This is a genomic window from Bradyrhizobium sp. JYMT SZCCT0180, assembly GCF_018130165.1.
Taxonomy (GTDB): Bacteria; Pseudomonadota; Alphaproteobacteria; order Rhizobiales; family Xanthobacteraceae; genus Bradyrhizobium.
This window is the reverse complement of the sequence record NZ_JAFCLZ010000027.1, coordinates 1-13,876: the sequence shown is the minus strand read 5'-3', so window position 1 is coordinate 13,876 and position 13,876 is coordinate 1. Positions and strand designations below refer to the sequence as shown.

The 13,876-nt window shown below is 64.0% G+C and carries 11 protein-coding genes; 6 read left to right on the top strand and 5 right to left on the bottom strand.

Annotation, left to right across the window (positions count from 1 at the left end; translation table 11 throughout):
• Positions 1-190 precede the first annotated feature (190 nt).
• The 4 genes from JQ641_RS31585 to JQ641_RS31570 all read left to right on the top strand — a co-directional run bounded on the left by JQ641_RS31585 (position 191) and on the right by JQ641_RS31570 (position 4,384).
• Complete coding sequence (locus JQ641_RS31585; protein ID WP_211999932.1) at positions 191-997, top strand: YdcF family protein; 807 nt, start codon at positions 191-193, stop codon at positions 995-997.
• Between the two features lie 80 nt (positions 998-1,077).
• The gene (locus tag JQ641_RS31580) at positions 1,078-1,863 is read left to right on the top strand and encodes a DUF169 domain-containing protein (RefSeq protein WP_211999930.1); all 786 of its coding nucleotides are present in this window, start codon (positions 1,078-1,080) and stop codon (positions 1,861-1,863) included.
• 121 nt (positions 1,864-1,984) lie between these two features.
• Positions 1,985-3,163: a saccharopine dehydrogenase family protein gene (locus JQ641_RS31575; protein WP_211999928.1), complete on the top strand. Its 1,179-nt coding sequence runs from the start codon at positions 1,985-1,987 to the stop codon at positions 3,161-3,163.
• A 36-nt stretch (positions 3,164-3,199) separates the two neighbouring features.
• A complete protein-coding gene (locus JQ641_RS31570; protein WP_211999924.1) occupies positions 3,200-4,384 on the top strand; it encodes a saccharopine dehydrogenase family protein in 1,185 nt (394 codons plus the stop codon).
• A 105-nt stretch (positions 4,385-4,489) separates the two neighbouring features.
• On the opposite strand, the gene JQ641_RS31565 is transcribed toward JQ641_RS31570, so the two are convergent.
• Positions 4,490-5,683: an FAD-dependent oxidoreductase gene (locus tag JQ641_RS31565; protein ID WP_211999923.1), complete on the bottom strand. Its 1,194-nt coding sequence runs from the start codon at positions 5,681-5,683 to the stop codon at positions 4,490-4,492.
• Positions 5,684-5,765: 82 nt separating this feature from the next.
• On the opposite strand from JQ641_RS31565, the gene JQ641_RS31560 reads away from it, so the two are divergent.
• The gene (locus JQ641_RS31560) at positions 5,766-6,296 is read left to right on the top strand and encodes a MarR family winged helix-turn-helix transcriptional regulator (protein WP_211999922.1); all 531 of its coding nucleotides are present in this window, start codon (positions 5,766-5,768) and stop codon (positions 6,294-6,296) included.
• On the opposite strand, the gene JQ641_RS31555 is transcribed toward JQ641_RS31560, so the two are convergent.
• From JQ641_RS31555 to JQ641_RS31540, 4 genes are all read right to left on the bottom strand, one after another.
• Complete coding sequence (locus JQ641_RS31555; protein WP_211999919.1) at positions 6,268-7,542, bottom strand: O-antigen ligase family protein; 1,275 nt, start codon at positions 7,540-7,542, stop codon at positions 6,268-6,270. The two genes, JQ641_RS31560 and JQ641_RS31555, sit on opposite strands and share 29 nt — an antisense overlap.
• Before the next feature lie 149 nt (positions 7,543-7,691).
• Positions 7,692-9,221 carry an undecaprenyl-phosphate glucose phosphotransferase gene (locus tag JQ641_RS31550; protein ID WP_211999911.1) on the bottom strand — a complete coding sequence of 510 codons (1,530 nt, stop codon included), beginning with the start codon at positions 9,219-9,221 and terminating at the stop codon, positions 7,692-7,694.
• A gap of 150 nt (positions 9,222-9,371) precedes the next feature.
• Positions 9,372-10,505, bottom strand: coding sequence for a glycosyltransferase family 4 protein (locus JQ641_RS31545; RefSeq protein ID WP_211999904.1), 1,134 nt, complete (start codon positions 10,503-10,505; stop codon positions 9,372-9,374).
• Positions 10,506-10,507: 2 nt separating this feature from the next.
• Positions 10,508-11,107, bottom strand: a complete 600-nt coding sequence (locus JQ641_RS31540; protein WP_211999903.1) for a polysaccharide biosynthesis/export family protein — start codon at positions 11,105-11,107, stop codon at positions 10,508-10,510.
• 217 nt (positions 11,108-11,324) lie between these two features.
• Here JQ641_RS31540 and JQ641_RS31535 point away from each other — a divergent pair, with 217 nt between their 5' ends.
• The gene (locus tag JQ641_RS31535) at positions 11,325-13,637 is read left to right on the top strand and encodes a GumC family protein (RefSeq protein ID WP_211999893.1); all 2,313 of its coding nucleotides are present in this window, start codon (positions 11,325-11,327) and stop codon (positions 13,635-13,637) included.
• Positions 13,638-13,876 lie beyond the last annotated feature (239 nt).

Below are 13,876 nucleotides of genomic sequence, written 5' to 3'. Positions count from 1 at the left end.
CAGCCCCGTCCGTAGCCCCGGGGGTGGCGGACCCCGAAAATCCCCGGTAAATATTCGCAAAAGCAACCGGGCTTGACCCGGCAATCCATCATTTGTCGGACAAGGTTTATGTGAAGATAGATGGATACGCGGGTCAAGCCCGCGTATGACAGTGCTTGCCACAAACGCCGGTCTGTAAGGTAGTCGCCCCTTGTTCTTCGTTCTCTCCAAGACGCTCGGCTACATGCTGATGCCGACGAATTTCCTGATCGGCGTCGGTTTCGTTGGCGCTATCCTGCTGCTGACGCGATTTGCATCGCTTGGCCGCAAGCTCGTGATGGCGGCGGTGATATTGCTGGTGATCTGCGGATTGTCGCCGCTCGGAAACCTGTTGCTCTATCCGCTGGAGCAGCGCTTTCCGCGATGGGAGGCCGGAGCGGGTGCGCCGCCGGACGGAATCGTCGTCCTCGGCGCGTCGATCGAGGCGGATCTATCGGCCGCGCATGGCACGCCGGTGGTGCGCAGCGCACCTGACCGTATCATCGCGGCGGCGGCGTTGGCGCACCGCTATCCGAATGCACGCATTCTGTTCACCGGCGGCAGCGCCAATCTGATTTCGAACGATGCGCGGGAGGCCGATTTCGCCGGCGCGATTTTCGAGAGCCTCGGCATCGCAAAATCGCGGCTGATCATGGAGCGGGCATCACGCAATACGCTGGAGAATGCCCAGTTCTCGAAAGCGCTGGTGGCGCCGAAGGACGGCGAGCGCTGGCTGCTGGTGACCTCGGCCTTTCATATGCCGCGATCGGTCGGCCTGTTCCGCAAGGCAGGATTTACGGTCGAAGCCTATCCGGTCGATTGGCGGGTCGGCGGCCACAGCGATTTCACGAAGTTCTCGAACTCCATTCTTGATGGTCTCGGACGGACCGAAACCGCGGCGCGCGAATGGATGGGACTGGTTGCGTACCGGGCCACCGGCAAGATCGACGATTTGCTGCCGGGACCAGCGCCGAAGTAGAGGTCGCAACAGCCGGGCGACCGGGCTAGAATTGACGCCAACAACAACATGCGCACCGCGCCGATTTGGGAGTTTACGCCATGCAACAGCAAACGCCGCCGGAAGCGTTCGATTTGAACGGCATGGCCGCCGACCTGATCAGCCTGTTGCGGCTCCGGACCACCGTGATCGGCATCAAGATGTTCACGACCGTCGAGGAGATGGCGGCAATCCCTAAGATCCGGCGCCCCAGTGCGGTCCACACCACCGACCAGATCGTCAGCATGGCTTCAAGGCTCGGCTGGACCGTCGGCATCACCGGCGAAGACCTCGTCGGCGCGCAATGCCGCGCGGTGATTGGCCTCGCACCGCAGGACGAAAAATTCCTGGAAGGAAAAAACTATGTCGGCGTCTGGCACGGCACCGAGGAGGACGCGAGGCTGCGCCAGGAAGCGCTCGACGTCGTGCCGTACGGCCAGTACCAGGCGATGGCGGTGAGCCCGCTCACCAGCGGACGGCTCAATCCGCCTGATATCTGTCTGGTCTATGCGACGCCGGGCCAGATGATCATCCTGATCAACGGGCTGCAATATACCGGCTACAAGAAGTTCGAATGGGGCGTGGTCGGCGAGACCGCCTGCGCGGATTCCTGGGGGCGGGCGCTCAAGACCGGCGAGCCCTCGCTGTCGCTGCCGTGTTTCGCGGAACGTCGCTATGGCGGCGTGCCCGACGAAGAGATGTTGATGGCGCTGCAGCCCGCCCATCTCGCCAAGGCCATTGTCGGCATGAAGCAACTGGCGAAAAACGGCCTGCGCTATCCGATCGCGCCCTATGGCATCCAGGCCGACGTCCGCGCCGGCATGGGCGTTTCGTATGCGAAGAAATAACCTTGCGAAATGAGGTAGAAACCGTCATTGCGAGCGCAGCGAAGCAATCCACAGCGACATAGGAAGTATGGATTGCTTCGTCGCTTCGCTCCTCGCAATGACGAGTCTTAAGGAATCGAACATGTCTTCGTCGAAATTCGACATCGTTGTTTACGGTGCCACCGGCTTCACCGGCCAGCTCGTCGCCGAATATCTCGCCGCGCAGTACAAGGGCGACAGCAGCCTGAAATGGGCGATGGCCGGACGCAGCAAGGACAAGCTCGCTGCCGTGCGCGACGCGATCGGCGCGCCGTCGGATACGCCGCTGATCGTGGCCGACGCGTCAGATGCTGCCTCGCTGAAGGCGATGGTTGGGCAGACGAAATCCGTGATCTCGACGGTCGGCCCGTATCAGTTTTATGGCAACGAGCTGCTCGCGGCCTGTGTGGAAGCAGGTATCGACTATTTCGATCTCTGCGGCGAGCCGCTTTGGATGCGCGAGATGATCGACAAGCATGAAGCCGCGGCGAAGGCGAGCGGCGCGCGCATCGTGTTTTCGTGCGGGTTCGACTCGGTGCCGTTTGAACTCGGTGCCTTCTTTGTGCAGGAGGAAGCCAAGCGGGTGTTCGGCGCGCCGGCTTTGCGCGTCAAGGGCCGCGTGCGCGATATGCGCGGCACCTTGTCCGGCGGCACTGCCGCGAGTGCCAAGGCGACCTTCGAAGCCGTAGCCAAGGATCTCAGCCTCGTTGCGATCCTCAAGGATCCGTTCGCGCTGACGCCCGGATTCAAGGGGCCGAAACAGCCGCCGGGCAGCAAGCCGTCCTATGAGGAAGACCTGCAGTCCTGGATCGCGCCCTTCATGATGGCGCTCATCAACACCCGCAACGTCCATCGCTCGAACATGCTGATGGGCTTTCCGTACGGGCAGGAATTCGTCTACGACGAAATGGTGCTGACGGGCGCCGGCGAGAGGGGCGAGGCCAACGCCAAGCTCGTGATGGCCGCAAACACCGAAAAGACCGGCCCGGGTGCGCCCAAGCCGGGCGAGGGGCCATCGAAGGAAGAGCGCGAGAACGGCCTCTATGACCTGCTTTATGTGGCGATCGCTCCCGATGGCCGCCAGGTCCGTGCGGCGGTCAAGGGTGATCGCGATCCCGGCTATGGCTCGACCTCGAAGATGATCTCGGAATGCGCGATCTGCCTGCTGCGCGACACGTCTGATGTGCCCGCCGGCATCTGGACGCCGGGGGCGGCGATGCAGCACAGGCTGATCAAGCGGCTGGTCGACAACGCTGGCCTCACGTTCACCGTGGAGAAATAGCTCCAGCTCGAGCATCATCTTCCCGGAAATCAGGCAATGTCTTCGTCGAAATTCGACATCGTCGTCTATGGCGCCTCCGGCTTTACCGGCCAGCTCATCGCGGAATATCTCGCCGCGCAGTACAAGGGCGACGGTAATCTGAAATGGGCGATGGCCGGGCGCAGCCTGCACAAGCTCGCTGCCGTGCGCGACGCGATCGGCGCGCCGGCTGATACCCCGCTGATCGTTGCCGATGCCGACGATCCCGCCTCGCTGAAGGCGATGGTCGGCCAAACCAGATCGATGATCTCGACCGTCGGTCCGTATCAGCGCTATGGCTCCGAACTGGTCGCAGCCTGCGTCGCCGACGGCACCGACTATTTCGACCTCTGCGGCGAGCCGCTCTGGATGCGGCAGATGATCGACGCGCACGAGGCGGCCGCAAAGTCGACCGGCGCGCGCATTGTATTTTCCTGCGGCTTCGATTCGCTGCCGTTCGAACTCGGCGTGTTCTCCGTCCAGCAAGAAGCGAGAAAGATTTTTGGCGCACCGGCCAACCGCGTCAAGGGCCGGATCCGCGACATGAGCGGCACGTTGTCCGGTGGTACCGCCGCGAGCACCTGGGCGACGTTCGCGGCTGCCGCGCAAGACCTCAGTCTGGTCGCCCTGTTGAAGGATCCATTCTTGCTGGCGCCGGGATTTGAAGGTCCGAAGCAGCCGCGCGGCAACAAGCCGCTGTTCGACGATGATCTGGGCTCGTGGACCGCGCCCTTCGCCATGGCGACCATCAACACCCGCAACGTGCACCGTTCCAATTTGCTGATGAACTTTCCGTACGGCAAGGACTTCGTCTATGACGAGATGGTCCTGACCGGTGCGGGAGAGCAAGGCGAAGCCAACGCCAAACAGCTCGTCGCCGCCGTCAATGCCGAGCGGATGGGCGGCGCAAGCGGGCTGAAGCCCGGCGACGGTCCCTCGAAAGAGATACGGGAGAGCGGTTTCTTCGATCTGCTGTTCGTCGCACTCTCGCCCGACGGCAAGCAGGCGCGGGCTGGCGTGAAGGGCGACCGCGATCCCGGCTATGGCTCGACGGCGAAGATGATCACCGAATGCGCGATCTGCCTGCTGCGCGATACGCCTGAGGTGCCCGCCGGCATCTGGACGCCGGGGGCGGCAATGCAGCACAGACTGATCAAGCGGCTTGAAGATCATGCCGGGCTGACGTTCAGCGTGGAGGGGTAGCGGCGTCTTGTAGGGTGGGCAAAGCGCAGCGTGCCCACCATGCAGAGCACGGTTGCGACGGTGGGCACGGCGCCTGTGCGCCTTTGCCCACCCTACAAATCGCCACTACGCCGCGCGGGGATCGTATCTGTACATCCAGTCCATGCCCCTGGACGTAACCGGCAGCAGCAGTTTCAGCATGCGGTCTCGGATCCAGGCGCCGGTCGGTGAGAACTCGCGCTTGCTGTTGCCGTTGCGGCGCGCCAGCGCCACGATCTTTTCCGCGCGCGGACGGCGCTCGGCCTCGAAATTCTGGAACGTCAGGGACAATTCCTGTTTGGCCTGCATCAAGCGGCCAAGCCGCATCGCGTCCTCCAGCGCCAGTGAGGCGCCCTGGCCGGCATGCGGGCTGGTGGCGTGCGCGGCGTCGCCAATGAGCAGCGTCCGCTGGCGCGACCAGGTCGGCAGGGTCGCGACATCGAGCGTGTCCGTCACCACGATATTCTCGGCCGCATCGATGATTTGCAGGATCGGATCGTGCCAGCCGGCGTGGAATTTCCGAAGATGCTGCCGCAGCTGGTCCTGGCTCATGGCGCGGTAGGTCGCGGCGCTGACGCCGTGCGAGGGCTGCGTGCTCCACCACATCAGGCCGTCGTCGGGATCTGAGCTGCAGAAGCCATAGCCGAAGAATCCACTCTGGCCGAACGTCGTCACCACGCGCTGGCCGATCGTCGAATTCTCGATTACGGCGCGTGGGACAAAACCGCCGAAACCGATCAGGCCGGTGTCGAACGGCTTTGGTCCGTCGGGAATGACGTGGCCGCGGACGGCCGAATGCACGCCGTCGGCGCCGATCACAAAATCGCCCTCGGCAAAGCTGCCGTCGGAAAAATGCGCCACGACCGGCTGGTCGGCGCGATCCTCGATTCCAACCAGCCGCTTCTCGAACCGCAGTTCGACATTCGAGCACCAGGCCTTGTTGACCAGCAATTCGTTGAGCGTGGCGCGGCACATGTTGACCGCGGGCTGGCCGAAGCGTTCTTTCATGTTGCGGTTGAGCGAGCCGAGGCGGTCGCCTCCTTGCGAATAGAAATCGAAGGATTCGGCGACCGAACCGCGCGCGATCATGTCGGAGGCGAGGCCGATCTCGGCCAGCACGTGCATGCCGTTCGGCGCGATCTGCAGGCCGCCGCCGATCCCGGCCGCGTAGGGCCAGGCCTCGAACACTTCGGCATCGATGCCGGCCTGCTTCAGGAAGATTCCCGTCACGGGACCTGCGATGCCGCCGCCGATGATCAGGGCTTTGGGACGTTTGGTCATGCCTTGCTCCATGCATCCGTCGGGTGGTAGGAAATATCAGCTGCTAATTATCTTAGTAGCTAAGATAGTTGTGGACTAAGATATGAAATCGACGGTGTCAAGGCCGAAGGCGCGGGCTGCGCTGTTGCAGGAACTGGAAGAGGCGATGCGGCGGTCGTCGGCGCAGGGCGTGATCTTTGGGCAAACCGTTGCCAACGTGGCCGGAATTTCTGGTTCCGACCTCGAATGCCTGGACTTTCTCAATCTGGAGGGCCGCGTCACCGCCGGCCGTCTCGCCGAGGTCACGGGGCTGACGACGGGCGCCATCACCGGCGTGGTCGACCGGCTGGAGAAAGCCGGCTTGGTGCGCCGTGAGCGCGACGAGACCGACCGGCGCAAGGTCTTTATCGCGACCGTGCCTGATAGCATCGCGCAGATCGGACGCTTCTACGTGCCGATGCAGCAGGCGATGCACAAGCTATGGAGCACCTATTCGGAAGCGGAGCTGCAATTGCTGCTGCGGTTTGCGAGCGAGAGCTACAAGTCAGTGCTGGAAGCGACCGAGGCGCTGAAGGGATTGATCGACGCGCCGAAGGCGAAGGCGCCTAAGAAGCTGGGACGGCCGCGCCGTTGAAGGTCTGGCCGGCGCGGGCCTTGTAGTGCTCGGCGGCGACGAACATGCCCCACATCAACCCCAGCATCATCCAGAAATGCCGCCAATGGTCGGTGTCGATGATGAAACTCTCGCCGACCGTGCCGAGATAGGCGGCGAAGATGGCGAGATAGGCGCGCTGCCAGGGCGCGCGGACGAAGATATAGCGAAAGCCGTTCAGCGCCGTGACGAACACCAGCGCCGGATAACACACGCCGGAGATCCAGCCGCCTGACATGAACGCGTTCAGATAGGAATTGTGGGTGTCCTCGGGAAAATAGCGGGTGAACTGCAGCGGACCTATTCCGAACGGCAGGTCGAGCGCCATGTTGGCGCCGAGGACGTAGCGCCCGAACCGGCCGAAGCGGCCAGTATCATAGCTTTGATCGAAACTGGCGCGCTGCTTGAACATCTGCGCGATCGAGTCGAACGACAGCAGCACCGCCACCAGCGCTGCCGCGAGGATCGCAGCGACAAGCGCGATCATGATGATACGCGAGCGCTGCGCCTGCGACCGGCTGGTCAGCACCATCAGCGCCAGCATGAACATCGAGGTCAGGATCAACCCGCCCCAGGCCGCGCGTGAAAACGCCAGCAGGATCGCCAGCGACATGATGCCGAAGGCTATGGTGTTGCGCAGCGACTTTCCGAGCTTGTCCGAGACGACGCTTTGCAGGCAAAACAGCGCCGGCAGGATCAGGAACGCGCCGAGCACGTTCGGGTCCTTGAAGGTGCCGCGGGCGCGATCGTACAGGGTGAGGAGGTCGCGTCCGCCCGGGACGAGGTTGAAATAGCCGGCGACACCCAGGCTCGCCGCGATCACCGCGCCGACGACGAGGCCGCGCCTGAGCATGTCGAGCCGTGCTGCGGTGTCTTCGGCCACCACCATCGCGAACAGCATCACGGTGATGGCCATGTACCAGGAGGTCGCGATCCACATGCTGACATTGGGCCGGTCGATCACGGCAATGGCGCTGATCGTATAGCCGGTGTTGAGCAGGAACAGCGCCAGCAGCAGCGGAATGAACGCCAACCGCATCCGCAGACCGCCGGTGGCAAAGAACACCAGCGAAGCCAGCAGCGTTGCGATCTCATAAGGGCTGGGCTCGATGAAGACGATGGCCCCGGACGCGCCGACCAGCCATACCATCGCGCGCTGCACCGCGAGCACGCCCGGCGCGGCCGTCAACGATGGAAGGGATCCCTCGGCTGTCGCCGCATACGCCATTCGATACTCACGCACACACTAGACACTACAGTACGCAACCACTGCTGCTTTCGTCATTGCGAGCGCAGCGAAGCAATCCATCTATCCGCTATGCCGCGCTATGGATTGCTTCGCTGCGCTCGCAATGACAGCAGTTAGCCTCAGAAACTCTAGTATGCGTTCTCGTTCTTCGTCATCAGCGCTATCGGCGTCCTGAGCAGAATGAAGAGGTCGAACAGCACCGACCAGTTCTCGATGTAATAGAGGTCGAACTCGACGCGCTTCTGGATCTTCTCGTCGGTGTCGACTTCGCCGCGCCAGCCGTTGATCTGCGCCCAGCCAGTGATCCCGGGCTTGACGCGGTGGCGCGCGAAATAGCCGTCGACGGCCTCGTCGAACAGCCGGCTCTGCAATTTGCCCTGCACGGCGTGCGGGCGCGGGCCGACCAGCGACAGATTGCTCTTGAACACGACGTTGAACAGTTGCGGCAGTTCATCGAGGCTGGTCTTGCGAATGAAGCGGCCGACGCGGGTAACGCGGGCATCGTTTTTGGTCACGACCTTGGAGGCGGTGGGATCGGCAAGATGGTGGTACATCGAGCGGAACTTGAAGACGTCGATGCGCTCATTGTTGAAGCCGAACCGCTTCTGGCGGAAGATCACCGGCCCCGGGCTGTCCAGCTTGATGGCGAGCGCGACCAGTCCCATCACGGGCAGCGCCAGCATCAGGATCACGAAGCCGACGACGTGGTCGAACAGCCACTTCATCACGAGGTCCCAGTCGGTGATCGGCGCCTCGAACACGTCGAGCGTCGGCACCTCGCCGAGATAGGAATAGGAGCGGGGACGGAAGCGCAGCTTGTTGGTGTGCGCCGAAAGTCGGATGTCGACCGGCAGCACCCACAGCTTCTTCAGCATTTCCAGGATGCGCGTCTCGGCCGAGATCGGCAGCGCGAACAGCACGAGGTCGACGCGGGTGCGGCGGGCGAATTCGACGATGTCGTCGACCTTGCCGAGCTTCGGGCTGCCGGCACAGGTTTCCAGCGCGCGGCTGTCGTTGCGGTCGTCGAACACGCCGAGCACATCGATATCGGAATCATGCTGGGTCTTGAGCGCCTCGACCAGCTGTTCGCCGTTCTGGTCCGAGCCCACCACGATGGTGCGGCGGTCGAGCCGGCCCTGCCGCGCCCAGCTGCGCACCAGCGTGCGCAGGAAGGCGCGTTCGATCAGCAGGGCCACAAGGCCGACGAAGAAGAACGATGCGAGCCAGATCCGCGAGATCTCGCTGCCGAGCTTGACCAGGAAGGAGGCGCCGATGAACAGCAGGAACACGAAGGCCCAGGACGAAATCATCCGCGTCATCTGCCGCAGCTGGCCGCGGAACACCTGGACTTCGTAGATGTCGGCGGCCTGGAAGCAGATCACGGCGGTCGCCGTCATGCCGACGATCGCCGCGACATATTCCCAATGGAAACCCTTGAGGCGCACGACATAGGCGAAATAGAGCGCAAGGCCGATCAGGCTGAGCATGACGAAATCGACCAGGCGCACCGCGCCCGCGATCACGATCGGCGAATAGGCGCGGCTGACTTTCTGGTTGGTGACGGCAAGGGCTGCCGGCGACAACCGGCGGCGCCGTTCGATCGGCGGGCGTTCACCGGTAGCGGTCGCCGCGGCCGTTGCTGCGGCGGCGTCTAACATCGAGCGAGCGTTAAGCGGTTCCACTGTTCCAAGTCCGATTCTGATTCCGTTCTTAGGCCGGCACATAGGGATGCGCCTGCCGATGCGGAATTCCCTGCCATCCGGCTTAAGGGACAAATCGGAAGAAACAGTTACGTAGGTAAAGAACGGTTAACGATTGGCAAACGCGTCGCGGTAGCCGGTCAATACGCCCTCGACCATCGCCTTCTGCGAGAAGTGCTGGAAAATCCGCTCGCGCAGGGATTTGGCCCGCTCCAGCGTCACGGCCGGATTCTCCAGCGCAACCTCGATCGCGTCCGCCATCGCCGCTGCGATGTTGGGGGCGAACAACGCCTCGGTATGGGAGCCGAAAATCTCCGGAATACCGCCGACATTGGCAGCCACCATCGGAATGCCCGCCGCCGCGGCCTCGATCACGACATAGGGCATGGAATCGCCGCGCGAGGGAACCACCAGCAGCGAGCCCTTGGAGAAGCCGTAGCGCGCCTTGACGTGGCCGATGAAGCGGATGGCCTCGCCGAGGCCGAGCCGCTGCACCTGTGCCTTCAGGCTCGCGCTTTCCTCGCCGTCGCCGGCGAGCGTCAGCGTCACCGGCCGGCCGTCGGTACGCAGCCGGGCCACCGCGTCGATCAAAAGGTCGGCGCCCTTGATGTGCCGGAACTCGCCGACATAGAGCACGTCGGTGGCGTCCGCGGCCTTGACGACCGGGTCGAACTCATTGGCGGTGACGCCGTTGAAAACGCAGCGCACCAGCCCTTTCGGGGTGCCGATGGTGCGCTGATAGGTGTTGCGCGCAAACGCGCTTTCGAACAGGAACAGGTCTGTCGAGTCCATCAGCGCGCGCTCGAGGCGGGCGTAGATGTTGCCCTTGAACGTCGACAGTGGGTAATGCAGCGACCCGCCATGCGGCGTATAGACCCGGATCGTATTCCTGGCGGCGATCCCGGCGCGTATGAACACACCGGCCTTGGCGCCATGGCCGTGCAGCACGTCCGGTTTCAGGTTCCGGACCAGGCGCAGGAAGCGCACCCATGCCAGGGTGTCGCTGGGGCGCGGTTCGCGGTGGATGGCGACGCGATGAACGCCGAGCTTGAGGCGGGGGGCGATTTCCGCCAGCGCCTGCTCGGCGCGCTCGCCGCCGGTGAGGCTGTCGGCGATGATGCCGACGTGATGGCCCTTATCGGCCTGGCCGTTGGCGAGATCCAGGATATGGCGAAAAATACCGCCCACCGGGGCGCGCGTCGCGTGCAGGATACGAAGGGGCTGACCGTCGGCGACAGGCATAATCAGAACCAGCGTTCGCCAACGAGCACCGTATCGCCCGGGCTGATGGACGTTCCCGGCGGCACCACGTAGCGCGCCGTTCCGGCTCCGTCGGTGTGCGTGACCGTCACCCGGTCGCGCAGCGCCCGCGGCGAGAAGCCGCCAGCGATGGCAACGGCGCTTTCAACGGTCATGTTCGGTACATAAGGATATTGTCCGGGCGCCGCCACTTCGCCGAGGATGAAGAAGGGCCGATAGGCCTCGACCTCGACGGCGACCGAGGGCTCGCGGATGAAACCGCGGCGCAGCCTGGCGCCGATATCGGCGGCCAGCCCCGCGGGCGTGCTGCCGCGCGCCGGGACCGAACCGATCAGCGGCATCGTGATCGAGCCGCTGGCATCGATCGCATAGGTGTTGGTGAGGCCTTCCTGGCCGTAGACCACGACGCGGAGTTTGTCGCCCGTATCGAGATGATAGGCCGCGTCAAAGCGCGGCGGCGCCGGTTCGGCATAGGCGACCGCCATCGGGGCGGGCGCCACGGCAACCGGCGTGGTCCGGCCCATGCAGCCCGCAAGCGCCAGCGCAGCAACCAGACATGGGATCGGGGCGAGCGCGCCTCGCATGGGGGAGAATCCTGAAAAGCTATCCGCCCGATTAAGGGCGTTCATGGTTAACAAAACATGACCGCGGCCCTGCGGGGCAGTCATTGCAGCCCGCAATTCGCGCGGATTAACTCAGCAGCAACCTTAATGGAGTGTAATCGCCGGGGTCGAGGTAGGGTCGTGGCGTTTTCGAGCGAAAACGCGTCACGATTTTAAGTGGCGTCCGCGGGAGTGTGCGATGCGTTTTGAGTTTTGGCGTACGGACCGGATCAAGGCCGTGTTGGAGCGGGCGCTTCCAAAGCCCGCACCGGCCGTCACCAAGACCGTCGCCACAGAGCCCGTCGTCGCCAAGCCTGCCGTCACCAAGCCTGCCGTTGCGAAACAGGTTGCCGCGTCCGAATCCGGCGATCTCGACCTCCACGCGCTCGGTCAGGCCCTGATCCACAAGCGCGCCTGGATCATCGTCCCGACGGTGCTGGCGCTGGTGCTGTCGATCGCCGCCGTCAACATGATCACCCCGCGCTACAAATCCGAAGCCCGCATCCTGGTCGATGGCCGCGAGAACGTGTTCCTGCGGCCGAACGGCGAGCGCAATGAAGAGCGCAACACGGTCGACGCCGAGGCGGTGACGAGCCAGGTGCAGCTCTTGTTATCGCGCGATCTGGCGCGCGAAATCATCAAGAAGAACAAACTGGCCGAGCGCCCGGAATTCGATCCGGTGCTGCAGGGCTTTTCGCCGCTGAAGTCGCTGCTGGCGCTGTTCGGCATAGGACGCGATCCGTTGTCGCTGACGCCGGAAGAGCGCGTACTGGACGCCTATTACGAGCGCTTTACGGCGTATGCGGTGGACAAGTCGCGCGTCATCGTCATCGAATTCCAGTCGCGCGATCCGGAGCTGGCCGCGCGCGTCGCCAATTCGATCGCGGAAGGGTATCTGGCGTTGCAGCAGGGCGCGCGCCAGGACCAGGCGAAATCCGCCAGCGGCTGGCTGTCGGGCGGTATCGAGGATCTGCGCAAGAAAGTCGCGGAAGCCGAGCAGCGCGCGGAAGATTTCCGGTCGAAGTCGAGCCTGTTCATCGGCACCAACAACACTTCGCTGTCCAACCAGCAGATGGGCGAGATCAACACCCAGCTCAACAACGCCCGCGCGCTGAAATCGGACGCCGAGTCCAAGGCGCGCATGATCAAGGACATGCTTCAGAGCGGCAAGCCGATCGAGGCTTCCGAGGTGCTCAATTCCGAATTGATCCGCCGGCTGTCCGAACAGCGGGTGACGCTGCGCGCGCAGCTCGCCGAACAGTCGTCGACGCTGCTCGACGGTCACCCCCGCATCAAGGAATTGAAGGCGCAGCTCGGCGATCTCGATCGTCAGTTGCGCGAGGAGGCGAGCAAGATCTCGCGCTCGCTCGAGAATGACGCGCGCCTCGCCAGCGGCCGGGTCGATAGCCTGAGAAACGAATTGGATCTGGTCAAGAAGCAGGCCTCTGCGTCCAACGGCCAGGACGTTCAGCTGCGCGCGCTGGAGCGCGAAGCCAAGGCGCAGCGCGATCTCCTGGAATCCTATCTGGCGAAATACCGCGAGGCGGCCGCCCGCGAAAACATCGAGGCCGCGCCGGCTGACGGCCGCATCATCTCGCGCGCCACCGTTTCCAATACGCCGGCCTATCCGAAGAAGCTCCCGATCGTGCTGATCGCGACGCTGGCGACCTTGCTGCTGACCTCAGGCGCGATCGTGACCGGCGAGCTGCTGCGCATGACCGCGCCGCGCGCGGCCGCCGCAGCCATGCCCGCTGCCGTGACTTCGGCCGCGGAACCGGCTGGCGTCTCCGCGCCTCCGACTGCACCGTATTTCGAGCCGCAAGATGATTTCGGACCGGAACCTGATCATCCCGTGACGGACGATTCAAAGCCTGCCTTCAGCGAACCTCGTGCCGAGCTCGCGGCAGGGATCGACGAGATCGAGCAACTGGCCGACCGGCTCGGCCAGGCGGGGGAGGCCGCGCGCAAGGTGACCGTTCTCGGCACCGCGTCGAGCGAAGGCATCACGCTGACCGCCTTGACGCTGGCGCGCCTGATGGCGCGGCAGGCCAAGATCGTGGTGGTCGACCTGACCGCGTCTTCGCCGACGATGACGGCGGTCTCGGTCGATCCGGCAGCCCCCGGGCTCGCCGAACTGATGCAGGGCGAAGCAACTTTTGCGCAGATCATCACCAAAGACCGGCTGTCGCGCGTCCATCTCGTCAGCGCCGGACGTCCGGGTTTTGATCGATCCCAACTGCAATCGCCGCGGCTGACGCTGGCGATCGACGCGCTGCTGCGGGTCTACGACCATGTGTTGCTCGATGCCGGCTCGGCCTCCGACCTGCCGGCGGAACTACTGACCGCGCATGCCCGCGCGGTCGTAGTCCCCGACGCCTCGATGGATTCGGACGCCCGCAGCATCATGTGCGATCAGCTCCGGGCGGTCGGCTTCTCCGACGTCACGATGCTGCGCAAGCCGTGCCAGCCCTCGGACGCCGCCGAACGCGCCCCGCGCGTGGTGGCGGCGTAAGGGGGCGGTAAGCCCGACTCTCTCGTCATTCCGGGGCGCGCGCAGCGCGAGCCCGGAATCCATCAGGCCGCATGCTCTGTTGCACGATGGATTCCGGGCTCGATGCTACGCATCGCCCTCAGATGCGCAATTGCGCATCGGGGAATGACGGCGGATGGATTGCTCGCGCTGCGACAAATTAACCCGACGGGCAAAATTCCGCTTTCCTCGTCGGGCAAATCAGCGGTTTGAATTGTCGC